The sequence below is a fragment of the Micromonospora sp. CPCC 205554 genome (genome assembly GCF_036902745.1).
GTDB lineage: Bacteria > Actinomycetota > Actinomycetes > Mycobacteriales > Micromonosporaceae > Micromonospora > Micromonospora tulbaghiae.
In genome coordinates, this window is record NZ_JBAKHP010000011.1 from 131,046 (window position 1) to 154,087 (window position 23,042).

A 23,042-nucleotide genomic window follows, 5' to 3' on the forward strand; every position below is an offset into this window, starting at 1 on the left:
ACACGTTCCCACTCGCCGAAAGGCCGCGCATGAGAAGACTGAGACGGGCGAAGGATGTCGACGTCGGCGCGCTCACCGACGCCGAGGTCGTCGCCCGGTCCGTGCGGGTGCCGGAGACCTTCGCCGCGATCTTCGACCGGCACGCGCCGCACATCCACCGCTACCTGGCGCGTCGCCTCGGCTCCGCGGCCGCCGACGACCTGGTCGCGGAGACGTTCCTCGCCGCGTTCCGGCGCCGGGACCGGTACGACACCGGCCGCCCGAACGCCCGCCCCTGGCTGTACGGGATCGCCACCAACCTCGTCGCCCAGCAGCGGCGGACCGAGGAACGGGAGTACCGGCTGCGGCAGGCGTACCACCCGGCGACGTCCGAGGCGTCCCCCGCCGACCGGGTCGCCGCCGAGGTGACCGCGCGATCGCTGCGCCGGCACCTGCTGGACGCGCTGGCCGGGCTCGCCGACGGCGACCGCGACGTGCTGCTGCTCGTCGCCTGGGAGGACCTGACGTACGAGGAGGTCGCCGCCGCGCTGGCCATCCCGGTCGGCACCGTGCGGTCCCGGCTGAACCGGGCGCGTCGGCTGCTGCGGGAACGGCTCGGCGGCGAACCGGCCGACACCATCGAGGAGGTACTGAGCAATGGATGAGATGAGACTGCTCCAGCGGCTCGGCGACGAGACCGAGCTGCCGGCCGACGAACGACTCGGCGCCGCGCGTACCCGGCTGGTCGGCGCGCTGACCGCGACGGAGGCCGCGCCGGTTCGGCGGGCGCGACGGCCGGCCTGGCGGCTGGTCCTCGCCGGCGTCGCGACGGCGTCGGTGGCGGCGTCGCTCGCGGCGGTGCTGGTGCTGGCGCCGGACCGGATCGGCGGCAGCGCGCCGGCCGCCCGGGCCGACGCCCGGCAGGTGCTGCGCGACGCGGCGGCGGCGGCGTTGCGGCTGCCGGACGTCGAGCCCCGGCCCGACCAGTTCGTCTACACGCGCTCGCAGGGCGGCCCGGAGCTGCGGGAGAGCTGGGCGTCGGTGGACGGGACCAGGGACGGCCTGGTCGTCGAGTACCCGCCGGGCGGCCGACAGGAATACGTGCTCCCCGGCTGCCGGGACGGCCGCGCGAAGATGTACAAGGGTCAGCAGCTCATGCCGGGCACCGAGCCGTGCGTGCCGGAGCCCGCCTACGATCCCGCCGTGCCCACCGACGCCACCGCGATGCGCGCCTACCTGGACAAGCACCGCAGCGGCGAGCCCGGTGACGTCAACGCCGCCGCCAAGGACATGCTGTTCCTGCTCAACGACTCGTACCTGAGGCCACGGTCGCGGGCCGCGCTGTTCGAGGCCGCCGCCGCGACGCCGGGCCTGAAGGTGGTGGAGAAGGCCACCGACGGTGCGGGCCGCTCCGGTGTGGGCGTCAGCTGGTCCTCCCCGGGGAACCCGGCCCTGATGGTGCTGGTGTTCGACCCGCGGACGTACGCGTTCCTCGGCGTGGGCGGGCAGGCGGGCACGTCCGCGGTGCTGTCCGTCGCGGTCGTGGACCGGGTCGGCCAGAAGGGCTGAAGCCCGCCGGGCGGGTCGCCTCCCTGGGCGGCCCGCCCGCTCCGGTCGTGCGTCCGGGGCCTGCGCCATCATGGGCGTCATGACGAAGGCGGACGTGGTGGTGGTCGGCGGCGGAGTGATCGGCATGACGACCGCGCTCACGCTCCAGCGGCGGGGCGCACACGTCACCGTGCTGACCGCCCACGACCCGGCCGACACGGTGTCGACGGTGGCCGCCGCGGTCTGGTATCCCAGCCACACCGAGGAGGATCCCCGGGTGCTGCGCTGGGCCCGGGACACCCACGCCGAGCTGCGCCGCCAGGCGGCCGACGGCGTGCCGGGGGTGGTCGACCGGCCCACCCGGATGTGGCTGCGCCACCGCTACGCCGAGCCGCCCTGGTGGGCCGACGCCTGCGGCGACCTGGTGGCCGAGGCGGCGGAGCCGCCGTACACCGCGCTGCTGCGGTTCACCGCCCCGTCGGTGGAGATGACCAGCTATCTCACCTGGCTGCGGCAGCGCCTGGAGGCGGGCGGGGGCCGGATCGTCCGCCGCGCGGTGGGCACGCTCGCCGAGGCGTACGAGTTCGCACCGGTCGTGGTGAACGCGACCGGCCTGGCCGCCGGCCGCCTCGCCGCCGACCCGGCCGTGTACCCGGCGCGCGGGCACGTCCTGCTGGTGGCGAACCCGGGCCTGACCGTGTCGGTACGCGACGAGGACGACCCGGCCGGCATCACGTACGTGCACCCGCGCCGCCACGACGTGGTGCTCGGCGGCACCTACCAGGCGGGAGTCGGGCACACCCGTCCCGACCCGGAGGAGGCGGCGGCGATCCGGCGCCGGTGCGTGGCCCTCGTGCCGCAGCTCGCGGACGCGCCGGTGCTGGGGGAGCGGATCGGGCTGCGACCGGCCCGGCACGGCGGCCCCCGGGTCGAGGTGGACGCGGCGGACCGGCGGCTGGTGCACGCGTACGGACACGGCGGAGCGGGGGTGACGCTGTCCTGGGGCTGCGCCGCCGAGGTGGCGGATCTGGCGCTGAGCATCTGACCGCCCCGGCGTGGGCGCTCCGGCGGCCCCCCGCCGGAGCGCGCGGGCGGTAGCCTCTGCCCGGTGTCCGCCCGCCGCGCCGCACTGTCCGCCCTCGTCGCCCTGATCGCCGTACACATCGGGTGCGCCCTGGTCGCGCTCGCGGCCTACAGCCACCGGATCGGCCTGGTGACCCACGACGGCGCCAGCATCCCGGTGGAGCTGCTCGACGCCGTGGTGCCCCTCCGCGACCTGCTGCCCGCCGTGCTCTGGCTGCTGCCGGTCACGCTGCTCGTCACGGTCGCGGCCCTCGGCTGCTGGGCCGCCCGGCGGACCGCCCGTCCCGGCGACGAGCGGCTACCGAGGGCGGCCTGGACCGCCGGCATCGCCGCGGTGCTGCTCAACCCGCTCGCGGCCGTGCGCTACGCGTCCGCGACCGCGAACGGCGGCGAGTACATGCGTACGGTGCAGGTGGAGACCACCCTCCTGGTGCTCGCCGCTGCCGTGGCCACCACGATGAGCGCGCTCGCCGTCGCCCGGGTCGTCCGGCAACGATGACGGGGGCCGACCGGTCAGGAATCGAGAAGCAGCGGGCGGGTGGGCGGACCTAGCGTTTCCGGCACGGGCCTCCCACGGGGGCGGCCACCGGGGAAAGGTCGTCGACCCATGGACACGCGCATCCGTCAGCTGCACCGCTGGTTCTCCATCGCCTTCACCGTGACCGTCGTGGTCACGTTCGTGGCGCTGGCCCAGAAGGACCCGATCGTGTGGGTTTCCTACGTGCCGCTGCTCCCGCTCGCCCTGCTCCTGATCAGCGGCCTCTACCTGTTCGCGCTGCCGTACCTGCGGCGTCGCCGCGCCGCCGCGCGTACGCGCTGACCTGGGGGATTACCGGGGCCGGTCAGCGGGCAACACTGGCGGATGGACCAGAAGGTGATGGTGTTCGCCCCGGCCCCGCTGCTGACAGTGACCATCGAGCAGCAGGGGGAGGCGACCGAGCTGCATCTGCACCCGGGCGGGCAGGGGGTGTGGCAGACCCGGATGATCGCCGCGCTCGGCGTACCGGTGACCATGTGCGTGGGCCTCGGCGGCGAGGTCGGCGACGCGGTCCGCAAGCTGCTCGACGACGAGGACGTCACGGTACGGGTGGTGCGGCGGGAGTCCGGCACCGGCTGGTACGTGCACGACCGGCGCGACGGTGAGCGGACCGAGATCGCCGAGCACCCGGGCGCGCCGATGGTGCGGCACGACATCGACGAGCTGTACACGGTGACGCTCACCGAAGGGCTGCGCGCCCCGGTCAGCGTGCTCAGCGGACCGGCCGACCCGTGTGTGGTGGATCCGGACATCTACCGCCGGCTCGCCACCGACCTGAGCGCCAACGGCGGGACGGTGGTGGCCGACCTGTCCGGGCCGTACCTGGAAGCGGTGCTCGACGGCGGCGTGAGCGTGCTGAAGGTCAGCCACGAGGAGCTGCTCGACGACGGCCTGGCCAAGGACGACAGCGTCGAGGCGCTGCGCGACGCCGGCCGCCGCTGCCAGGAGCGGGGTGCGCGGACGGTGCTGATCAGCCGGGCCGGGGAGCCGGCGCTGGCGCTGCCGGAGGACGGCGAGGCGCTGCTGGTGCACGCCCCGCCGCTGGAGCTGGCCGACCACCGGGGCGCCGGTGACTCGATGACCGCCGGGGTGGCAGCGGTGCTGGCGCGGGGCGGGGACATGCGGGAGGCGCTGCACGTCGGCGCCGCCGCCGGTGCGCTGAACGTGACCCGGCACGGGCTCGGCACCGGCCGGGCCGAGGCGGTACGCGAACTGGCCGGCCGGGTGCGGCTGACCCCGCTGGACGGTGGCGATCATGACGGCTGACCGGCCGTCCCGGGTGCTGGTGACCAACGACGACGGCGTGCACGCCCCCGGCATCCGCGCGTTGGCCCGGGCCGCGTACGAGCGCGGGCTGGACGTGGTGGTCGCCGCGCCGGAGGCCGAGGCGAGCGGGATGAGCGCGGCGCTGTCCGCGGTGACCGAGGACGGGCGGCTGGTGTTCCGCGAGACCGAGCTGGACGGGCTGCCCGGCGTCCCCGCGTACGCGGTGGCCGCCTCCCCGGCCTACATCGCGGTGCTGGCCGGGCTTGGCGTGTTCGGGCCGGTACCGGACCTGTTGCTCTCCGGCATCAACCGGGGCGCGAACGCGGGCCACGCGGTCCTGCACTCCGGCACCGTGGGGGCGGCGCTGACCGCCGGAAACAACGGCATCCGCGCGCTCGCCGTGTCGCTCGACGTGCTCACCGCGGCGGCGGCGAGCGCCGGCAGCGGTGGCGCGGCGATCGCGGTGCTGGACAGCGTGGACGACGAGTCCCGCCACTGGTCGAGCGCCGCCGAGCTGGCCGCGACGCTGCTGCCGTGGCTGGCCGAGGCGGACCCGGGCACCGTGCTCAACCTCAACGTGCCCGACCTGCCGGCCGACCAGGTGGCCGGGCTGCGCCGGGCGACGCTGGCGCCGTTCGGTCAGGTGCAGGTGTCGATCGCCGAGCGCGGTGAGGGCTTCGTGCGGACGGCGGTCGAGGAGAACGCGGTCCGCGCGGTACCCGGCACCGACATCGCCTGGCTGGCCGACGGGTACGCCGCCGTGACCGCGATCCGGGCGCTGGGCCACCTGCCCGACGTCGAGCTGCCGGTCGAGGGCTGAGGACGGCTCCGCCCCGCCACCGTGGTACGGGTGGCGGGGCGGAACCGGTCGTTCACTCGCCGGCGGCGCGCCTGCGGTCGGCCTCGGCGTCGGCGGCGCCCACCGGGGTGCCGTCGCTGTCCCGGTCGGCCCCGGACAGGTCCACGTCGGCGCCGGCCCGGGCGGCGTCGGCAGCGGCGTCGTCGGCGCCGACGACCTCACCGCCGCCGGTCTGCCCGTCGTCGGGGACCAACTGCCCGGCGGCGGCCAGCCCGATCGGTGCGTACCTGGGGTCCGTCATCTCGTCCTCCTCACCGGTGCTCCTGTGCAAGCGGTACCCCGGGGCGGGACGCGGCACACGCGCCGGGGTCAGCGGCCCCGGTCGAGGAAGTCCAGGGTGACCGCGGCGAACAGCGGCGACTGATCGATGTCGTAGTGGGTCAGGCCGGGCAGGATCGCCAGCGCGTGCCCGCCCGCCGGTCGGCCCTCGCCCGTCCAGCCGCCGTCGCGCCGCCCGCCGTCGAGCAGCCCGAACACCTCGACGAAGTGGCTCGGCGGGGCCATGTCGGCGTCGGCGGCGACCACGAGTGTCGGCACCCGCAGGGCGCGTACCTGCTCGGTGAAGTCGAAGTCCTTCCGCATCGCCTCGCCGATCTTGTCGAGCAGCCGGGGGAAGTCCTCCGGACGCGGCGCGACCCGCTGGTACAGCTCGTACATCGGCGTGTCCTTCATGTATTCGGCCGCTGCGGCATTGACCTGGCCCTGCTGCGCCAGCAACTCCGGGTAGACGGCGTCGCGGCGGATGTGCGCGGACGCGGCGACCAGCCGGCCCACCTTCTCCGGGTGCCGGAAACCGGTGTGCAGGGCGACGCCGCCGCCGAGGGAGAAGCCGACCACGTCCGGCCGGTCCAGCCCGAGGTGGTCGATCAGCGCGGCGACGTCGTCGGCCATCAGCGCCATGTCGAGCGGCCGGTCCACGTCGGCGGTGCGGCCGTGTCCCTGGAGGTCCACCAGGATCACCCGGTGCTTCGCGGTCAGCGCGGGCAGGATCGGCGCGAACATCTCACCCGAGGTGAGGCCGCCGTGCAGCAGGATCATCGGCCGGCCCTCGCCGTGCGTCTCGTAGTAGAGATGCACGCCGTTGACGTCGGCGTACCGCCCCGGGGCGTGGGTCTCGTCGCGCTGCGCTGTGGTCATCGGTGCTCCTCGGACGTGGTGACCTGACGACGGTTGGACCGCGCGGGCCGGGCGAACTCATCGGCACGGGCTCGAACGTGCTCGCGTTCACGCAGCATGTGGGCTAGTTTCAGCCAGGTGAGCGAGGTGGCGAGCGTCCCCGTCGAGGCGCAACTCGAGGCGTACCGGTCGGAGCTGACCGGCTACTGCTACCGGATGCTGGGTTCGGCCTTCGAGGCCGAGGACGCGGTCCAGGACACGTTCGTCCGGGCCTGGCGCAACTTCGACAAGTTCGAGGGGCGGTCCGCGCTGCGGACCTGGCTCTACCGGATCGCGACGAACGTCTGCCTCACCATGTCCACCAGCGCGCAGCGCCGGGTCCGGCCGATGGACCTCGGCCCGGCCGGCGTCGGCACCGCCACCCACCCCGGCGAGCCGCGCCCGGAGCAGATCTGGCTCGGCCCGGCGCCCGACGACCGGGTGCTGCCGGAGGTCGCCGACCCGGCCGAGGTGGTCGCCGGCCGGGAGTCGGTCCGGCTGGCGTTCGTCGCGGCGTTGCAGCACCTGCCGCCGAAGCAGCGGGCCGTGCTGATCCTGCGCGAGGTGCTGGCCTGGTCGGCCCAGGAGGTCGCCGACCTGCTCGACACGTCGGTGGCGAGCGTCAACAGCGCGCTGCAACGGGCGCGCGCCACGATCGCCTCGGCCGACACCGGGGCCGACGTGCGCCGGCCGCTGGACACCGAGCAGCAGGCGCTGCTCGCCCGCTACGTGCGCGCCTTCGAGGCGTACGACCTGGCGGCGCTCACCGCGCTGCTGCACGAGGACGCGACGCTGTCGATGCCGCCGCTGCCGCTGTGGCTGCGCGGCCCCGAGCACATCGCGGCGTGGATGGCCGGCACCGGCAGCGGCTGCCGCGGCTCCCGCCTGGTGCCGACCGCCGCCAACGGGATGCCGGCGTTCGGGCACTACCGGCGCGACCCCGACGGCTCAGGGCACGTGCCCTGGGCGCTGATCGTGCTCGGCGTCTCCGGCGGCCGGATCACGTCGCTCAACAACTTCCTCGACGTCGACCGCCTGTTCCCGCTGTTCGGGCTGCCCGCCCGGCTGGAGGAGGGCGCCGGCCAGCCCGAGCAGTCCGGCCAGCTCGCGTAGGTCGTCGCCCGCGCCGCGTACCTCCATCCGCCAGCCGAACCGCCGGGCGGTCAGGCGCATCCGCGCCAGGACCTCGACCGTGACGAGGTCGGGCGCGGTCACCGCGGACACGTCGCACACCACCACGCCCCGGTCGCGGCCGCGCAGCGCCTCGGCCAGTTCGGCGCAGCGGGCCGCGATGTCCGCGCGGGTCGGCGTCCCGTCGGCCAGGCAGAGCAGGTGCGTGATCACACGCATTGGACCGCCGTACCTCCCGGCTCTCATCGGTACGCGCGCGGCCCGCGCAACTTGCCTCGAACACCTTGTTGCTAGCAATTACATCGACGTTAACTGCTATACCAATCATCGGTGCTCGGCTATATGATCCCGGTAGTTCACCCCGAAGCCTCACGAAACCGCAGCTCCCGCACCCCTCGGGTCGAACTCCGCAAGCCAGGTGCCTCCGCAACGTCGTGCCTGGCTACCGCCCGGCGTTGTGGTTCGGCCTGCCGGAAAGGTGGGAACGGATGACAGGGCTCCCGTCCTTGGTCATCGGCATCGCGTCATCGTCGGCCGAGCGCCGGCAGCTCGCCCAACTGCTCGGCGGCACCGAGTCGTTCCTGATCGTCTCCAGCGCCCACCAGGCCCGTCGCTTCCTCGACCTGGTACGCCGGCCCGCGCTCGCCCCGCCGCCGCATCCGCCCGCGAGTGACGGGGCGCCGGCCGAGCCGCCCGGGCGGGAGTTGGCCGTCGACTCCGACCGGCGGGTGCTGCGCTGGCGGGAGCGGGAGATCGGTTTGACGCCGCTGGAGCACGACCTGCTCGTCTGCCTGACCGGCACGCCCGGCCAGGTGTGGACGTACGCCCGGCTGCACCGCGCGGTCTGGGGCAACGATCATCTCGGGCGGGGCTCGGACATGCACTCGGTGGTACGCCGCCTCCGCCGCAAGCTGGGCCGCCTCGACGCCCCCGCCACGATCCACGCCGTAAGAGGCGTGGGCTTCCGCCTGACCCCCTGACCCCCCTTTTGCCGCTGATCTTGCAGTTGCGGCCTTTCGGATGGGGCTTTTGTGTGCCCTTGCCGGGGCGGAAAGTGCAAGATCGCCGAGAAAGTGGGGCGGCCCGCCCGGTGCGGTTGCGCCGGGCGGGCCGTCCTCGTCGGATGCTGGGTCAGCAGCGGGTGGGGGAGAGGGTGAAGTCCTCAACGGTGGGCGTGCTGCTGTTGATCTTCGTCTGGCGCGTCTGGGGCTTCCAGCCGTCCTTCGCGACGATCAGCGTCAGCGGGTTGTTGCGCCGGTCCATCCAGTAGGCGTACCGGCCCTCGGCGTCGGTGGTGAACGTGTACGAGTTCGCCCAGGAGTCGACCTGCACGGTCACACCCGCCAGCGGCGCGGTGGCGCCCTGGCAGCTCTTGCCGGAGACCGTGCCGGACAGCTTGCCCCAGGTGGTCGGCGGCTGCGCGATCATGGTGACCGCCACCGGCTCCACCGTGTACGGGGTGTTCTCCTTGATCACCACGGACGCGGAGTACGTGCCGGGCTGGTCGACGTTCGCGGTCATGCCGACCGTGACGGTGACCTTCTCACCCGGCGCCAGCGTGACCTTCGACTTGTCGACGGTCAGCCAGCTCACGTCGGCCGCGCCCTCGGCGCACTCGCCGAACCCGGGCAGGACCTCGCTGTCCTTGGTGGCCGTGAAGCCGCCCGACGAACCGCCGACCTTGTAGAACCCGCAGGCCGCGCCACCCCGGTAGCGGGGGGCGTTGGCGTTGGGCAGGTTGGCCCACGAGCTGGTGGCCGGGTCGAAGGCGAAGCCGGCGTTGGTGATGGCGCCGCCCTGCGACCCGCCGACGACCAGGAGCTTGCCGTTGGCCACCGCGTACGAGGCGGCCCAGCTGTCGGCCGGCGCGTCCGGGATGGCGGTCCAGGCGCCTGCACTCGGGTCGAAGGCGTAACCGGCCTTCTGCGACGTGGTGCCGTCGTTGCCGCCGGTGCAGTAGACGGTGCCGTCGATCCCGCCGCAGGACAGGAACGCCACCGACTTCGGGTACGCCGGCAGCGTCTCCCAGGCGTCGGCGCCCGGGTCGTACCGGACCACCGAGTTGGCCATGGGCGTGCAGCTCGCGGTGGTGCAGCCGCCGATCGCGTACAGCTTGCCGTCCGCGACCGCCTGGCCGGCCGCCGCGCGCGGCGCCGGGTTGTCGGCCTTGCGGGTCCACGTGTTCGCCGCCGGGTCGTACGAGAAGGTGGCGGCGTCCGGACCGGCGGCGCCCCAGCCACCGGTGGCGATGATCTTGCCGTCGATCACGCCGACCGTCATGGCGTTGCGCGCGCCGGGCAGGTCGGCGATACCGGTCCACGTCTGGGTGATCGGGTCGTACTTGTAGTTCTTGGCGCTCGACGCGGTGCCGTCACCACCGGCGATGGAGTAGACGGTGCCGTCGACGTTGACGACCCGGTTGTCCATCACGTTCGCCGGGTAGCCCGGGATGGTGGTCCAGGGGTCCGCCTGGGGTGCGGCGGCGGCGATCGCGTTCGACGACTTGCCGGACGAGCGGGCCGCGAACGACGTGGCGGCGGTCAGCCGCTGGACCGGCGCGCCGGTGGAGCCGAGCAGGGCCTGCTCGGACAGCCGGGAGCCGTCGGCCCGTTGCAGCACGAACCCGCCGTCACGTTCGCTGAACTCGGCGGTGACCGGGGCCCCGCCGGTGTTCGTCACCGTGAAGGTCTTGCTGACCTTCCCGCTGGGCATCCGGACCGTGCCGGTGATCGAGGTCGGCTTCACCGACAGCCGGCCGGCGGCGAGCTGGAAGTTGGCCGTGGTGGCCCAGTCCTCCTCGACCGCCACCTGCTTGGTCTGGCTCACGTAGTTGCCGGCGGCGGCGGTGAACGGGTGCGTCCCGGTCAGCGACGAGAACATCCAGTAGAAGCCGTCGGGCAGCTCGGTGTCGTCCGGCGTGGCCACGGTGGTGGCCTTCTCCGCCGGGCGGTCCTTGCTGGTCACCGTGGCGCCGTTGACGTAGCCGTTGTCGTTCTTGTCGCGGACGTGGCCGAGGACCAGGCCGCCCTTGACCGGCTTGCAGACGAGCTTGCTGCCGATGAGGACGTTGTCGACCTGCCACCACCATTCCCAGCTCGCCTCGTAGTAGTGGAAGCGCACCCGCACCTGCGACTGGCCGGCCGCCTGCGGGATCGCCACCTCGGTCACCCGCGGGCCGCGCACGTCGGCGGCCTGCCGGAGCACGTTGCTCCACGTGGTGCCGCCGTCCAGGCTCAGGTCGACGTCCGCGCGGTCGCTGTTGAGCCAGTTGTAGTCCTGGTTGAACCGGATCACCGGCGCGGTCACGCCGGTCAGATCGACCACGGGGCTGACCAGCGACGTGTCCTGCCGCCCGCCGCTGCCGTAGTTGTCGCTGTCGATGATGGCGAAGTTGCCGCTGCCGCCGGTCAGGTTGCCGCGCTCACCGGCGTCGGTGAACTCCCAGACCTGGCCGGTGCCGGCGTTGTCCACCACGGTCCAGCCGTCCGGGACACCGGTGCCGTCGAACGTCTCGTACTCGCCGTCGGAGCTGACGGTGTAGCCGGGGGCGGTGGTGCACGCCTCCGGGTTCGCCTGCACCGCGATGTTGGCGGTCACGTTGGCCGTGCCGACGGTGATCTCCTTGGTGGTGGTCAGGTAGCCGGCGTACTGCGGCTCGACCGTGAGCCGGTACGTCGCCCCGGACGGCAGCGACAGGCTGTAGCGGCCGGTCGACGGCGTCGTGTAGTCGGAGATCGGCGTGCCCTCGACGCTCACCTTCGCGTACAGCGGCCAGCCGTGCCCGGACCCGTCGGTGACCTGCCCGCTGACCGTGACGCTCGCTACCGCGCTGAGCGCGACGTCGAGCGTGGTGGTCGTGTTCGCGGTGATCGTCGCCGACAGCGTGCGGGTCGCGTACCCGAACGCCGAGACGACCACCTGGTAGTCGCCGGCCGGCAGGAGCGAGGAGTACGTCCCGTCCGCGCCGGTGGTCAGCGTGCGGTCCGCCGGGCCGGTCAGGGTGACCGTCGCGCCGGCGATCCCGGCACCGGTGGCGGCGTCGGTGACCTTGCCGGCCAGCGTGCCGTTGTCGCCGATCGGGGCGGCGGCGAGCAGCGCGAGCGCGTCCAGGCGGCCCTCACCGTAGACGTTGTTGTCGTCGGTGGTGCCGCCGCACTGCGAGTCGCCCTTGTCGATCGCCGTGTCGTCGAGCAGCGCGCGGGTCGCCGTGACGTCGCCGACCAGTGTTGGCGCCGCCGACCAGAGCAGCGCGATCGCGCCGGCCAGGTGCGGCGCCGCCATCGAGGTGCCGCTGATGCTGGCGTACGAGTTGGTCGGCACGCTGGAGCGCACGTTCACACCCGGCGCCGAGATGTTCGGCTTGATCTCGCCGTTCTGCCCGGTGCCCCGGGACGAGAAGCTGGCGATGTTGTTGTTGACGTCGTACGCGCCGGCCGAGTAGTTGCTCGCCAGGCTGCCCGGTGAGCCGCTGGTCTGACAGGACGGGCCGTTGTTGCCGTTGGACCAGACGCCGAAGATGCCGGAGGCGGTCCAGGCGTCGGTGACGTCCTCCATGAACGGCTCGTTGGACGGCGCCGTGGTGCCCCACGAGTTGTTGATGATGTTCGGCCGCTTGCTGGCGTCCGGGTTCTGCCCGCTGAGGTCGGTGGGCTCCAGCATCCACTGCCCGGAGGAGATCAGCGCGGCGTCGGACGGGCAGCACCCGTTCGCGGCGATCCACTTGACCTCGGGGGCGACGCCGATCTGGTTGGCCCCGTCGGCGCCGGCCATGGTGCCCATGGTGTGCGTGCCGTGGCCGTCGGTGTCGCACGGCGCGGTGGCGCACTCGCCGGCCGCGTCGAACCAGTTGTAGTCGTGGTCGAAGGTGCCGTCACCGTTGTTTCCGCGGTAGGCGTTCACCAGCGCCGGGTGGTTGAACTGGACGCCGCTGTCGATGCTCGCCACGGTGATCCCGGCGCCCTTGACGCCGTACTGGGACCAGACGTCGTCGGCGTTGATGTTGGCGATGCCCCACTCCAGGGCGTTCGCCGACTTCTCGTCGGTGCCCGGGGTGGTCTCCGGCAGCTTGTACTCCACCGGCGCGTACAGGCCGTCCACCTCTGAGTGGGCGGCGAAGTTCTGCGCCATGGTCAGCGACCCGTCGGTGACCTTGATGGCGTTCGTCGCCCAGAAGGTCTGGTACTTCGTGCCCGAGCGGTCCAGCTCGGCGCGGATCTTCGACTGGCTGTCGGCGGCGGTCTTCTTCAGCGCCGCGGCGACGGCGGCACCGCGCTCGTTCCAGTCCTTGATCGCGGCGGCCTTGCTCAGGTCCGCCTTGGCGGCGAAGTGGATCCAGAAGTCGCCCTCGCTTTTGCCCTGGAGCTGACGGGTGAGTTCGGGGCGGATCTTGTCGCCGGCCGACGCGCCCGCGCCCGTCTCGGCCTGTGCCGCCGTGCCGGTCGCGGCCAGCGCGGTGGCGGCGAGCACCAGGGCGGCCCCCGCGCTCACCAGCCGCCGGGCCGGGCCCCATCTGTGTGGACGTCTCAGCATCGGTGCTGCCTCCTGTTCCGATGACCCGCTGATGATCGAGCCATGGCAGAAGGGCCAGGAGACGTGCTCTCCCGACTGCTACACCGGTGTGAAAAGAACCCCCCAGGCCCCCTAGGCGCCGTGCGGGTCTGCGCCGGACGCCTGAGTGGACACTATGATCGACAGTAAGGAACGATCAATAACCGTACGTGAGCAACATGTCACCAACAGGCCCCCGGATCGGGCGGCCTGTTGACAGTTTTTGTCACGGTGGGGCGCGGTGACGACTGACGGCACGAACGCGGCGAACTCCGGCACCGACCCGTCGGAGCGCCCCTTCTCGCTCGTCATCGGGGTGACGTCGTCCCCGTCCGAGCGGCTCCGGCTGACCGAGTTGCTGGACGGCGTCGCGCCCCTTCTGATGGTCGCCGATCTGGACGAGCTGCGCGAGTTGATCACCGAAGCGCCGGCCACTGCCGACGCGCCGACCCGGCCCGTACCCCGGGACAGGCCCGCGCCGGACGGCGCGCTGGTGATCGACGCGGCCCGGTCGACCGCCCGGTGGGGCAACCGGGAGACCGCCCTGACCCGGCTGGAGCGTGACCTGCTGACCTGCCTGACCGCCGAGCCGGTACGGGTCTGGAGCTACGCCGAACTGCACCACGCGGTCTGGCACGACGCGCCGACGCACGGCCGGGCCGACGTGCAGTCCCTGGTCAAGCGATTGCGCCGCAAGCTCGACGAGCTGGGCACCGGCGTGACGATAGCGGCGGTACGCGGGGTCGGCCTGCGGCTCACCGACCACCGCCACCCCCGGGTACGCGGCGACTGACCCACCCTGGTTCCGCTGTGGAGGACCACACGTCGGCCCGGGCGTCGCGCACGGCCGGACGGCGACAGCCGGTGACCCGATCGGTGGAGCCGCGCTGCCGGTGTGGCCGAAATTGATGGCGACCGGTCGATTACCGGTGCGGCGCGTATCGCGAGAAGTCTTTGCCTCCTACGGTGGCGTCCGGCACGCGGACGGAGGGGACTCGGGAATCACCCGAGGGGGCCGTCCCGGCGGACAGGGAGAGTTGTCTCGATGCGAGTTTGGCTTCGCGCGGCGGCGGTGCTCGCCGCCGGCGCGGTCGTGGTGGCGGGAGTGCCGGCGCTCGCCGCCACCGTCACCGTGCGGGACGCCGGCGTGGCCGGCCAGACCGGCGCACAGGCGACGGGAAGCAGCGCCGCGCTGGGCGCCGCGCGTACCACCGCGACCCGTGCGCTGGTCACCCCCGGGGACACCCGGCTGATGCCGACCACGCCCCGCACCGACACGCCGCGGATCAACAACGGCGAGATCACCGACATCGAGGTGATCGGCAACCGCGTCTTCATCGCCGGCACGTTCACCTCGATCGCGAACGTCGGCGGGTCCACGATCGCGCAGAAGTCCCTGGCGTCGTACAACCTGGACACCGGCAAGGTGGACACCGGCTTCAAGCCGGTCGTCGACGGCGCGGTCGCCGCGGTGGAGGCGTCGCCGGACGGCTCGTCGCTCTACATCGCCGGCTCGTTCAACACGATCAACGGCGTCACCAAGCGCAAGATCGCCCGGCTGAACCCGGCCACCGGCGCGCCGGTCGCCGCGTTCACCGCCACCGCGAACGCGCGCGCCACCGCGCTCGCAGTCAGCGGCAACGCCGTCTACGTCGGCGGCCAGTTCGCCACCGTCAACGGCGTCAGCCGCAGCGGCCTGGCCGCGCTCAACCCCACCACCGGCGCCGTCGACACCGGCTTCAACCTGCCCCTCACCGGCGGCATCGGCGTCGGCGGCATGCTCACCGTGCAGCAGCTCAAGCTCACCCACGACCGCAGCAAGCTGCTGGTCGTGCACACCGGCCGCCAGATCGCCGGCCAGGACCGCTACGGCGTGGCCCTCATCGGTACGGCGAGCAAGGCGCTGCTGCCCTGGCGTACCCGGCTGTGGGAGGACAACCTCTCCTTCGTCGGCGGCATCCAGCGGGTCTTCGCCGGTGACATCGCGCCGGACGACTCGTACTTCGTCGTCACCAGCGGCTCCGGCGGCGACCGTCCGCCGATCAACGACACCGCCATCGCGTACCCGCTGACCGGGAACGACCACGTCGAGCCGCTCTGGATCTCCCGGCACTTCGACAGCATCTACTCGGTCGCGATCACCGACACCGCCGTCTACGTCGGCGGCCACTTCAGCTGGCAGGAGTCGCCCACGTCGAACGTGCCGTGGCCCGGCCTGGACAACGTCGGATACGGCACCGGCCAGGGGCTCAGCGGCTACGGCCTCGGCGACCAGGTGGTCCGCCGCGACCACCTCGGCGCGCTGGACCCGCTCACCGGCACCGCGCTGGAGTGGAACCCCGGCTCCAACTCGTACGAGGGCGAGAAGGCGATGCTCGCCACCTCGCGCGGCCTGCTCGTCGGCGGCGACGGCAACGTCAAGGGCGGCAAGACCACCGGCCGGGTCGCCTTCTTCGACCTCTCCTCCCAGCCCGCACCCGCGCCGCTGGACACCACGATCACCACGCCGATCGAGGGCGCGGTGAAGCCGGCCGGCGAGTCGTTCACGATCAGCGGCCAGGCGCTCGCCCCGGCCGGCGTGGCCCGCGTCCAGCTGGAGATCCAGGACCGCAACAGCGGCAAGTACCTCCAGGCCGACCTGACCACCTGGGGCGCGTTCAAGGCGATCAACACCACGCTCGCCGCGCCGAACGCCACCTCCACCACGTGGAGCCTGCCGGTGCCGCTGCCGGCCGGCGTCTACCAGTTGCAGGCCAAGGCGTTCGACCGCAACGGGGCCGGCGACACCACCAAGGCGGTCAAGAAGATCGAGGCGTTCCGCTTCGACGACCTGCCGCCGACGACCCGGATCAGCTCGCCGTCGGCCGGCCTGCTCGCCACGCAGACGTTCGTGGCCTCCGGCACCGCCACCGACGACAAGGGCGTCAACTCGCTCATCTACTCGTTCCGCACGTCGGACAACCGGTACCTCCAGGACGACGGCACCGTCGCCGCGGTCTACAACACCTTCCGCGGCGAGCCGGACGTGATCGGCGCGACGTCCACCTCCTGGCAGTACGAGGTCACGCTGCCCGTCGAGGGGCAGTGGAAGATGACCGCCACCGCCGTCGACACGACCGGGCAGAGCGACCTGCGCGGCGACACCCGCGACTGGACCGTCTCGGCCAACGGCGTACCGCCGACCGTGGCGATCACCTCGCCGGTGGCGATGACCCCGCCGGGCAACCCGGCGCCGTTCACCGTCGCGCCCGGCGGCGCGGTGACGTTCGCCGGTACGGCGAACGACGACGACGCCCTGAAGTCCGTCGAGATCTACCTGCGCAACAACACCACCCGCGAGGCGCTCGCCAGCGACGGCACGTGGGGCGCCGACTCGGTCGCCGGCTACCACCGGATCTCCCCGACCAACCTCGACGCCGCGACGTTCGACTGGTCGTTCACCACGGTGCCGCTCACCCCGGGCGTCTACGACTTCCGGGTACGGGCGACCGACAAGCTCGGCCTGACCACGTCCAGCACCAACATGGGCCGGCTCACCGTCACCGCCCAGGTGCCCGGCGACGCCTTCCCGAACGGGCTGCTCAGCTTCACCGGCACCAACCAGGACATCGACCAGCTGCACCTGGACCTGGCCGGCACCGCCACCGACGACAAGGGGGTCCGGGCGGTCCGGATCGCGCTGCGCGACCTCGACACCGGCCGGTACGTGCAGCCCAACGGCACCATGGCCGCCGCGTTCGCCACAGTCGACGCGACGCTCGCCACGCCCGGCGCGACCAGCACCGCGTTCACGCTCTCGATCGACCTGCCCACCCGGGGCACGTACAGCGTCGAGGCGTGGGCCGTGGACACCGCCGGTCAGCAGGACAACTCCACCAGCGGCGCGACCGCCCGCTACCTGGTCTACCCGGGCGACACCGACCCGACGCTGGAGCCGAGCATCACGCCGGTCGAGGGGCAGGCGTACACCGGTGGCCGGATCGTGATCACCGGCCGGGCGGTGGACGACGGCGGGATGCAGAAGGTCGAGGTGCAGATCGGCAACAGCGCCGGGCAGGGCATGAACTCCGCCGGCACGTTCGGCCGCGCGGGTGCGCCCACCAGCTGGCCGTGGATCGCCACGTTCCTCACCAGCCCGGGCTCGCCGGGGTCGAACTTCGCGTACACGTCGCCGGTGATCCCGGCGGGCACGTACACGGTGACGATCCGCGGCATGGACAACCGGGGGCAGTACCAGCAGCCGCCCCGTACCGTCACGGTGACCGTCACCGACTGACCGGACGGCCTCGCGGGCCGGTCCGCGCCGGGTCTCCGGCGCCGGACCGGCCCGTGCCGGTTCAGGGACGGATCAGGCACATCCCGGCGGTGGCCGGCCGGTCCATTGTGGCCAGCGCGCCGGGCGCGGCGTCCAGGTCGACGGTGCGGGTGACCAGGTCGGCCGGGCGCAGCACCCCGGCGGTGACCAGCCGCAGCATCTCCGGGTACGCGTGCGCCGGCATGCCGTGGCTGCCCCGCAGCTCCAGCTCGTACGCGATCACCAGGTCCATCGGCAGCGCGGGCCGGCCCTGCGCGGCGGGCAGCAGCCCGACCTGCACGTGCCGGCCACGCCGGCGCAGGCCCTCGATCGACGCCACGCAGGTGGCATGGCTGCCGAGCGCGTCCAGCGACAGGTGGGCGCCCCCGCCGGTGGCCTCCCGGATCGCGGCGGCCACCTCGCCGGGACCGCTCAGCGCGCTCGCGTCCACGCACACCGCGGCGCCGCTGCGGCGGGCCAGCTCCAGCGCGCCGGGCGACACGTCCACGGCCACCACGCGCGCACCGCTCGCCGCCGCGACCATGACCGCGGACAGGCCGACACCGCCGCAGCCGTGCACGACCGCCCACTCGCCCGCCGCCACCCGGCCCTGCGCGACGACGGCCCGGAACGCGGTGGCGAACCGGCAGCCGAGCGCGGCTGCCGCCACCTCGTCCAGCTCGTCCGGCAGCCGGACCAGGTTGACGTCGGCGTGCCGCACCGCGACCAGCTCGGCGAACGAGCCCCACCCGGTGAAGCCCGGCTGGGTCTGCCGCTCGCAGACCTGCTGGTCGCCCGCGAGACACGAGGGGCACCGCCCGCAGGCGCAGACGAACGGCGCGGTCACCCGGTCGCCGGGCCGCCACCCGCGTACGTCCGCGCCGACTGCCACGACGACACCGGCGAACTCGTGCCCCGGCACGTGTGGGAGGCGGATGTCCGGGTCGTGGCCCTGCCAGCCGTGCCAGTCGCTGCGGCACAGGCCGGTCGCGCCGACCCGGACGACCACCCCGTCCGGCGCCGGCACCGGATCGTCCACCTCCCGGACCTCCGGCCGCACCCCGAACCGCTCGAACACCACCGCACGCATGCCCCGATCCTCACACCCCCACCCCGCGCCGCCCTCCGCGCCCCCGCCCCCGCCCGCTCCCGCTCCCGCTCCCGCTCCCGCTCCCGCTCCCCGCGATCTTGCACTTGCGGCCCTGTCGATGTCGCAGATGCCGCATCTGACCGGGCAGAAAGTGCAAGATCGCCGGCGAGGGCCGGTCCCGCCGCGTCATGTCCCATCACCCGAGATCCGTGGTCCGCTCCCGGGAGCAGCCGTAGATCTTGGTACGAGAGCGCCCTCATGGGGGCCGTTCCCTACCAAGATCTACGGGCGGCTCGGGGTCGGCGAATCTAGCAGTCAGAGGGCGGGGATCCGCTCTCACGCCTCGACCCCCTGACCCCGGTGATCAAGGAGTTTGTGTCCTCATCAGGGCCGTGTCAGTCCGCAAACTCCTTGATCACCCGGGGAGGGGGACGGGAGAGGGAGGGAGAAGGAGCGGGCTACAGGCGGCGGCCCTGGGGGTCTCGGGCGGTGATGCCGTCGAGCGGGGTTCCCGGAGCGAGGGTCGCCGGGTCGAACCAGAAGATCACCACCTGTCGGTCCTCGCTCCACCTGGCCAGCTTTGCCTCGACCTGCCGGCCGTCGACTGTCCCGACGATGCGTGCCGCCGGGCCGACGAAGTAGCCGAAGGTCGGTACCGACGTGTCGGTGGGCACCCGCTGCTGGTCGTACCCGATCTCGTGGAACCCCGGCCGGCGGTCGCTGCCGGACACGTCGTTGACCAGGAAGTCGGAGGTCAGGTGGCCGTCCGGCGCGCGCCGCCCGGCGACCAGGCCGATCGTCACACGCGGCAGTTCCGGCACGTCGACCGGGACCATGAAGAACACGCGCGCGTCGGCGCCGTACCGGATGCCGCTGTCCACCACGGTCCCGAGCGGCCGCAGCGGCGACTCGGTCGGGGCCGGCGCGGCGGTCGGCGCGGGTGGGGGAGCGCCGGTGGACGCGGTGGCGACCGGCTCCCCGGCCGGAAGATCCGGCGGGCCGGGCCGCGTCGCCACGGCGTCGACCCCGACCGCCACCGCGATCGTCGCGACCGCCGCCGCGACCCCGGCGCCGACCCGTCGGCGGCGGCGCAGCCGGCGTCCCCGGCGCATGATGTCCGCGATGTCCAGGCCGTCGGCCCGTTCGGTCTCCCGCATCGCGCGGCGCAGCTCGTCCATCTCGGTCACCGGCACGTCTCCTGCGGTCGGGGCGCGGACAGACCGGCGGTCCGCAGCTTCTCCAGCGCCCGGGACGAGGTGCTCTTGACGGTGCCGACGGACACGTCGAGTTCGCGGGCCACCTGGGCCTCCGGCAGGTCGAAGTAGTGGCGCAGGACGACGACGGCGCGTTCGCGCGCGGTGAGCGTGCCGAGCGCGGTGACCAGCCACCGCCGCGTCGCCACCTCCTCGGCCACGTCGCCGCCGCGCCGCTCCGGGAGGTCGTCGCTCGGGTACTCGCGGATCGGCCGCCGCCAGGTGTCGACGAGGTGGTTCACCAGCACCGAACGGGCGTAGCCGTACGGGTCGCCGTTGCGGATCCGCGACCAGGACGCGTACGTGCGCACGAGCGCGGTCTGGGCGGCGTCCTCGGCGTGGTGGTGGTTGCCGGTCATGAGGAAGGCGGCGTGCGTCAGCCGCGCGGAGGACGCCTGCGCGAACTCGACGAACTCCGCGTCACCCCGGGCCATGCCGGTCCTCTGCACCTCTCACCCCGGTAGGGACGTGCGGGACGCGGAAAAGGTTGAGTCCCCGCCGGACCAACTTTCGCGACGGGTCACCCGTCCTCATCCCCGCGCCCCCGACCGGGCGCAGAGGGGAGACGAGATGACCGGGACCGTGGACCGGACACGCAGCGGCGCGGCGGTGGTCGCGCTGGCGGTGTCGCTGGCCGGCTGCACACCGGCAGTGGCCGACCAGCCCGCAGCCACGCCGGACCGGCCGGCCGGGACGTCCGCCGCCGGACCGGCCGGACCGTCCGTCGCTGCGCCGGCCGCGCCGGCCGCGTCGGCGCCGGTCCGGTCCCGGCCGGCGCGGATCGGCTATCCCGCCGACGGCGGCAACCGATGGCGGTTCGCCGCCGCCGAGCCGGCCACCGCAAGGGGTACGGGCCGGCTGCTGCGCTACCGGGTGGCGGTGGAGCGCGACATCACCGGTCTGCCCCCGGCCGAGTTCGCGGCGCAGGTCACCGGCATCCTCGCCGGTCCGGGTGGCTGGACGACCGATGGGCAGATCGCCCTGCGCCGCGTCGGCGCCGGCGGGCCCGCCGACTTCACCGTCTACCTCGCCACCCCCGGTACGCGCGACGACCTGTGCGGGGACGGGCCGGACCGGTACACGTCCTGCCGGCGCGGGGACCGGGTGGTGGTGAACGTGGCCCGCTGGGTGCGCGGCGCGCCCGCCTACGGCAGCGACCTCGCCGCCTACCGCCGGTACGTGGTCAACCACGAGGTCGGCCACCGCCTGGGTCACGGGCACGAGCGCTGTCCGGGGCGGGGGCGTCCGGCGCCGGTGATGCAGCAGCAGACGCTCGGCCTGCACGGCTGCACACCGAACCCGCTGCCGTTCCTGCGCGGCGAGCGGTACGCGGGCCGGTCCGGCGCGTACGACGACCGCCTGCCCCCGCCCGAGGGCGGCCGGCCGGGCTGAGGCCCGATCCGGCATCAGGTCCGTGCGGCCTGGCTGCGCGGCCGGGCTGAGCGGGCCGCCCGGCCGAGCACGCTTGTGCCGGGCCGGCACCGGCGATCCCCCCGGCGCTCAGAACAGCGTGGCCGGGCCGACCGGCTCCGGCTCGGGCAGCGGCGCGAGCCCGGGCACCCGCTCGCGGACCTGGTCGTGGAAGCGGCGGGCCAGCTCGGGTGCGTCCGCGTTGTCCGGCGTGTGCACGAACATCGTCGGCGACCGGCCCTCCCGCAGCCAGACGGTGACCACGTCCAGCCACGGCTGCCAGCCCTCGGCGGTGCGGGCCGGGTCGTCCCGGCCCAGGTAGCGCACGATCGGCCGGTCCGTCAGCGCCCGGGTACGCAGCGGCAGGCGCGGCTTGCGCGTCCACGCCTCCCGCTCCGCGTCGCTCGTCGGCGGTGTCCGGAAGAACGCTGTGGTGTCGAACGGGATCCACTCGGCGCCGGCCCGGCCGAGCGTCGCCTCCAGCGCGCGTGCCGCACCGGCCTCGGTGAAGAAGGCGGGGTGGCGGACCTCGACGGCGTACCGGTGACCGGCGGGCAGCGTGCGCAGGAACCGGTCGAGGTCGGGCACGTCACCGGGGCCGAACGAGCCGGGCAACTGGATCCAGAGCGCGTCCGCCCGGGGGCCGAGCGGCTCCATCGCGTGCAGGAACGCCCGCAGTTCCGCCTCGCCGCCGGTGAGCCGGCGCTCGTGCGTGACCACCTTCGGCAGCTTCGGCAGGAAACGGAAGCCCGGATCGGTCTGCTCGGCCCAGGACGCCACCGTCTCCCGGGCCGGGGTCGCGTAGAACGTGGTGTTGCCCTCCACGGCGTCGCACCACCCGGCGTACGCGCGCAGCCGTTCGTGTGCGGGCAGCGGGTGCGGCAGGAAGCGGCCGGACCAGGACTTGTGCGTCCACATCGCACATCCCACGTGCAGGCGCAGCCCGGTCACCGGTAGGGCCAGCTCGTCGAGCGGGTTCACCGGACGCGGTCCATGTCGCAGGCGCCGTCGGTGACGAACGTGACGACGCCGTCGCCGTCGTAGTCCCCGACCGACAGATCGCTCACGCCCCGGGGGAACTGCCCGGTCTCCTGCTTGACGGACACGGCCTCGCGCATCGCGTCGCGGAGGTAGGTCTCGGGATCGGTGCCGGCGTCCCCGCCGCCGCGGGAGGCGAGCGAGAGCACCAGCGTCGCCGGACCGGTCCTTCTCCGTCGCATCCGTCCCTCCTCACGCGCGCTACGTCGGCGGGCCGGGGCCGCCCGTCCGCCGCGCCCACGGTAGCCGGGGCGGTCACGGACGACGGACCGGGTCGCGGCCGCCGGGGCGTCACCGCGACGGACCGGGCCGCGACCGCTGGGCCGTCGGCGCGACGGACCGGGCCGCGACCGCCGGGGCGTCACCGCGGCGGATTGGGCCGCGACCGCCGGGGCAAGAGGAGGCCGGAGGTGGTGACGATGACCGACGGACCGGGTCTGCGGCTGTGCCAGGTGGTGCTGGACTGCACCGACGCGCGTGCCCTGGCCGAGTTCTACCGCGCGCTGCTGGGCCTGGTCTACCGGCCCGGTGACGAGCCCTCGGCGGCCGGGGAACCGGACGAGCGCGGCCGGGACTGGCTGGTGCTGCGGACCGCGGAGGGCGTGCCGCAACTGGCCTTCCAGCAGGTCGACCGGCTGCCGGAGGCGACCTGGCCGGAGGGCGTGGTGCCGCAGCAACTGCACCTCGACCTGACCGTGCCGTCCGTGGCCGAGCTGGACCGGCAGCACGAGCGGGTGCTCGCGCTCGGAGGGCGGCTGTTGCGGGACCGGTCCGACGACCCGGACGAGCCGCTACGGGTGTACGCCGACCCGGCCGGTCACCCGTTCTGCGTCTTCGTCGCGTGAGGCGGG

General features: G+C 73.7%; 21 protein-coding genes and 1 pseudogene. 13 read left to right on the forward strand and 9 right to left on the reverse strand.

What is annotated here, in order from left to right; all coding sequences use genetic code 11:
* The first annotated feature begins 29 nt into the window (after positions 1–29).
* The 7 genes from V6U82_RS17210 to surE all read left to right on the forward strand — a co-directional run bounded on the left by V6U82_RS17210 (position 30) and on the right by surE (position 5,234).
* Positions 30–644: an RNA polymerase sigma factor gene (locus V6U82_RS17210; protein ID WP_128138731.1), complete on the forward strand. Its 615-nt coding sequence runs from the start codon at positions 30–32 to the stop codon at positions 642–644.
* Positions 637–1,548 carry a CU044_5270 family protein gene (locus tag V6U82_RS17215; RefSeq protein WP_334462372.1) on the forward strand — a complete coding sequence of 304 codons (912 nt, stop codon included), beginning with the start codon at positions 637–639 and terminating at the stop codon, positions 1,546–1,548. The genes V6U82_RS17210 and V6U82_RS17215 overlap by 8 nt, the downstream gene beginning before the upstream one ends.
* 70 nt (positions 1,549–1,618) lie before the next feature.
* On the forward strand, positions 1,619–2,572 hold the full coding sequence (locus tag V6U82_RS17220; protein WP_334462373.1) for an FAD-dependent oxidoreductase: 954 nt from the start codon (positions 1,619–1,621) through the stop codon (positions 2,570–2,572).
* Positions 2,573–2,635: 63 nt separating this feature from the next.
* Positions 2,636–3,109 (forward strand): hypothetical protein, encoded by a 474-nt coding sequence (locus tag V6U82_RS17225; RefSeq protein WP_334462375.1) that lies wholly within the window; start codon positions 2,636–2,638, stop codon positions 3,107–3,109.
* Between the two features lie 108 nt (positions 3,110–3,217).
* Positions 3,218–3,430 (forward strand): hypothetical protein, encoded by a 213-nt coding sequence (locus tag V6U82_RS17230; RefSeq protein ID WP_128138722.1) that lies wholly within the window; start codon positions 3,218–3,220, stop codon positions 3,428–3,430.
* Positions 3,431–3,472: 42 nt separating this feature from the next.
* Complete coding sequence (locus V6U82_RS17235; RefSeq protein ID WP_334462376.1) at positions 3,473–4,414, forward strand: 1-phosphofructokinase family hexose kinase; 942 nt, start codon at positions 3,473–3,475, stop codon at positions 4,412–4,414.
* On the forward strand, positions 4,404–5,234 hold the full coding sequence (gene surE / locus V6U82_RS17240; protein WP_334462377.1) for a 5'/3'-nucleotidase SurE: 831 nt from the start codon (positions 4,404–4,406) through the stop codon (positions 5,232–5,234). The genes V6U82_RS17235 and surE overlap by 11 nt, the downstream gene beginning before the upstream one ends.
* Before the next feature lie 52 nt (positions 5,235–5,286).
* Here surE and V6U82_RS17245 read toward each other — a convergent pair whose 3' ends face one another.
* Together V6U82_RS17245 and V6U82_RS17250 are read right to left on the reverse strand one after the other, a co-directional pair.
* Positions 5,287–5,514, reverse strand: coding sequence for a hypothetical protein (locus tag V6U82_RS17245; protein ID WP_334462378.1), 228 nt, complete (start codon positions 5,512–5,514; stop codon positions 5,287–5,289).
* Between the two features lie 68 nt (positions 5,515–5,582).
* On the reverse strand, positions 5,583–6,410 hold the full coding sequence (locus tag V6U82_RS17250) for an alpha/beta fold hydrolase (protein ID WP_334462380.1): 828 nt from the start codon (positions 6,408–6,410) through the stop codon (positions 5,583–5,585).
* Positions 6,411–6,506: 96 nt separating this feature from the next.
* Here V6U82_RS17250 and V6U82_RS17255 point away from each other — a divergent pair, with 96 nt between their 5' ends.
* Positions 6,507–7,541 (forward strand): sigma-70 family RNA polymerase sigma factor, encoded by a 1,035-nt coding sequence (locus tag V6U82_RS17255; protein ID WP_334462381.1) that lies wholly within the window; start codon positions 6,507–6,509, stop codon positions 7,539–7,541.
* Between the two features lie 30 nt (positions 7,542–7,571).
* Here the strand turns inward: V6U82_RS17255 and V6U82_RS17260 are convergent.
* Positions 7,572–7,805 (reverse strand): annotated as a pseudogene (locus V6U82_RS17260) (hypothetical protein); the annotation flags it as partial.
* 242 nt (positions 7,806–8,047) lie between these two features.
* Between V6U82_RS17260 and V6U82_RS17265 the strand changes: the two are divergent.
* A complete protein-coding gene (locus V6U82_RS17265) occupies positions 8,048–8,539 on the forward strand; it encodes a winged helix-turn-helix domain-containing protein (RefSeq protein WP_128137287.1) in 492 nt (163 codons plus the stop codon).
* 151 nt (positions 8,540–8,690) lie between these two features.
* Here the strand turns inward: V6U82_RS17265 and V6U82_RS17270 are convergent, their stop codons facing one another.
* Positions 8,691–13,088: a S8 family serine peptidase gene (locus tag V6U82_RS17270; protein ID WP_334462382.1), complete on the reverse strand. Its 4,398-nt coding sequence runs from the start codon at positions 13,086–13,088 to the stop codon at positions 8,691–8,693.
* 259 nt (positions 13,089–13,347) lie between these two features.
* Here V6U82_RS17270 and V6U82_RS17275 point away from each other — a divergent pair, with 259 nt between their 5' ends.
* The gene (locus V6U82_RS17275; protein WP_334462384.1) at positions 13,348–13,899 is read left to right on the forward strand and encodes a winged helix-turn-helix domain-containing protein; all 552 of its coding nucleotides are present in this window, start codon (positions 13,348–13,350) and stop codon (positions 13,897–13,899) included.
* Positions 13,900–14,151: 252 nt separating this feature from the next.
* Positions 14,152–17,382: an Ig-like domain-containing protein gene (locus V6U82_RS17280; RefSeq protein ID WP_334462386.1), complete on the forward strand. Its 3,231-nt coding sequence runs from the start codon at positions 14,152–14,154 to the stop codon at positions 17,380–17,382.
* A gap of 61 nt (positions 17,383–17,443) precedes the next feature.
* On the opposite strand, the gene V6U82_RS17285 is transcribed toward V6U82_RS17280, so the two are convergent.
* The 3 genes from V6U82_RS17285 to V6U82_RS17295 form a co-directional block, all read right to left on the reverse strand.
* Positions 17,444–18,490, reverse strand: coding sequence for a zinc-dependent alcohol dehydrogenase family protein (locus V6U82_RS17285; RefSeq protein WP_334462388.1), 1,047 nt, complete (start codon positions 18,488–18,490; stop codon positions 17,444–17,446).
* A 458-nt stretch (positions 18,491–18,948) separates the two neighbouring features.
* The gene (locus V6U82_RS17290; RefSeq protein ID WP_334462451.1) at positions 18,949–19,668 is read right to left on the reverse strand and encodes a hypothetical protein; all 720 of its coding nucleotides are present in this window, start codon (positions 19,666–19,668) and stop codon (positions 18,949–18,951) included.
* Between the two features lie 5 nt (positions 19,669–19,673).
* On the reverse strand, positions 19,674–20,177 hold the full coding sequence (locus tag V6U82_RS17295; protein ID WP_334462390.1) for a SigE family RNA polymerase sigma factor: 504 nt from the start codon (positions 20,175–20,177) through the stop codon (positions 19,674–19,676).
* Between the two features lie 136 nt (positions 20,178–20,313).
* On the opposite strand from V6U82_RS17295, the gene V6U82_RS17300 reads away from it, so the two are divergent.
* A complete protein-coding gene (locus V6U82_RS17300; protein WP_334462392.1) occupies positions 20,314–21,135 on the forward strand; it encodes a DUF3152 domain-containing protein in 822 nt (273 codons plus the stop codon).
* A 108-nt stretch (positions 21,136–21,243) separates the two neighbouring features.
* Here the strand turns inward: V6U82_RS17300 and V6U82_RS17305 are convergent, their stop codons facing one another.
* Together V6U82_RS17305 and V6U82_RS17310 are read right to left on the reverse strand one after the other, a co-directional pair.
* Positions 21,244–22,071, reverse strand: a complete 828-nt coding sequence (locus tag V6U82_RS17305; protein WP_334462453.1) for a DUF72 domain-containing protein — start codon at positions 22,069–22,071, stop codon at positions 21,244–21,246.
* A gap of 59 nt (positions 22,072–22,130) precedes the next feature.
* Positions 22,131–22,373, reverse strand: a complete 243-nt coding sequence (locus V6U82_RS17310) for a hypothetical protein (protein ID WP_334462393.1) — start codon at positions 22,371–22,373, stop codon at positions 22,131–22,133.
* Between the two features lie 237 nt (positions 22,374–22,610).
* On the opposite strand from V6U82_RS17310, the gene V6U82_RS17315 reads away from it, so the two are divergent.
* Entirely contained in the window at positions 22,611–23,036 is a 426-nt protein-coding gene (locus V6U82_RS17315; RefSeq protein ID WP_334462395.1) for a VOC family protein, read from the forward strand.
* Positions 23,037–23,042: the final 6 nt, after the last annotated feature.

Excerpts from the sequence above, each read along its gene's own strand:
- V6U82_RS17305 (WP_334462453.1), bottom strand. The coding sequence starts at position 22,071 with ATGTGGACGCACAAGTCCTGGTCCGGCCGCTTCCTGCCGCACCCGCTG.
- V6U82_RS17295 (WP_334462390.1), bottom strand. The coding sequence starts at position 20,177 with ATGGCCCGGGGTGACGCGGAGTTCGTCGAGTTCGCGCAGGCGTCCTCC.
- V6U82_RS17220 (WP_334462373.1), top strand. The coding sequence starts at position 1,619 with ATGGGCGTCATGACGAAGGCGGACGTGGTGGTGGTCGGCGGCGGAGTG.
- V6U82_RS17215 (WP_334462372.1), top strand. The coding sequence starts at position 637 with ATGGATGAGATGAGACTGCTCCAGCGGCTCGGCGACGAGACCGAGCTG.
- V6U82_RS17310 (WP_334462393.1), bottom strand. The coding sequence starts at position 22,373 with ATGCGACGGAGAAGGACCGGTCCGGCGACGCTGGTGCTCTCGCTCGCC.
- V6U82_RS17255 (WP_334462381.1), top strand. The coding sequence starts at position 6,507 with ATGTGGGCTAGTTTCAGCCAGGTGAGCGAGGTGGCGAGCGTCCCCGTC.
- V6U82_RS17265 (WP_128137287.1), top strand. The coding sequence starts at position 8,048 with ATGACAGGGCTCCCGTCCTTGGTCATCGGCATCGCGTCATCGTCGGCC.
- surE (WP_334462377.1), top strand. The coding sequence starts at position 4,404 with ATGACGGCTGACCGGCCGTCCCGGGTGCTGGTGACCAACGACGACGGC.
- V6U82_RS17290 (WP_334462451.1), bottom strand. The coding sequence starts at position 19,668 with ATGGACGAGCTGCGCCGCGCGATGCGGGAGACCGAACGGGCCGACGGC.
- V6U82_RS17230 (WP_128138722.1), top strand. The coding sequence starts at position 3,218 with ATGGACACGCGCATCCGTCAGCTGCACCGCTGGTTCTCCATCGCCTTC.
- V6U82_RS17300 (WP_334462392.1), top strand. The coding sequence starts at position 20,314 with ATGACCGGGACCGTGGACCGGACACGCAGCGGCGCGGCGGTGGTCGCG.
- V6U82_RS17280 (WP_334462386.1), top strand. The coding sequence starts at position 14,152 with ATGCGAGTTTGGCTTCGCGCGGCGGCGGTGCTCGCCGCCGGCGCGGTC.
- V6U82_RS17270 (WP_334462382.1), bottom strand. The coding sequence starts at position 13,088 with ATGCTGAGACGTCCACACAGATGGGGCCCGGCCCGGCGGCTGGTGAGC.
- V6U82_RS17285 (WP_334462388.1), bottom strand. The coding sequence starts at position 18,490 with ATGCGTGCGGTGGTGTTCGAGCGGTTCGGGGTGCGGCCGGAGGTCCGG.
- V6U82_RS17210 (WP_128138731.1), top strand. The coding sequence starts at position 30 with ATGAGAAGACTGAGACGGGCGAAGGATGTCGACGTCGGCGCGCTCACC.
- V6U82_RS17245 (WP_334462378.1), bottom strand. The coding sequence starts at position 5,514 with ATGACGGACCCCAGGTACGCACCGATCGGGCTGGCCGCCGCCGGGCAG.
- V6U82_RS17315 (WP_334462395.1), top strand. The coding sequence starts at position 22,611 with ATGACCGACGGACCGGGTCTGCGGCTGTGCCAGGTGGTGCTGGACTGC.
- V6U82_RS17235 (WP_334462376.1), top strand. The coding sequence starts at position 3,473 with ATGGACCAGAAGGTGATGGTGTTCGCCCCGGCCCCGCTGCTGACAGTG.
- V6U82_RS17250 (WP_334462380.1), bottom strand. The coding sequence starts at position 6,410 with ATGACCACAGCGCAGCGCGACGAGACCCACGCCCCGGGGCGGTACGCC.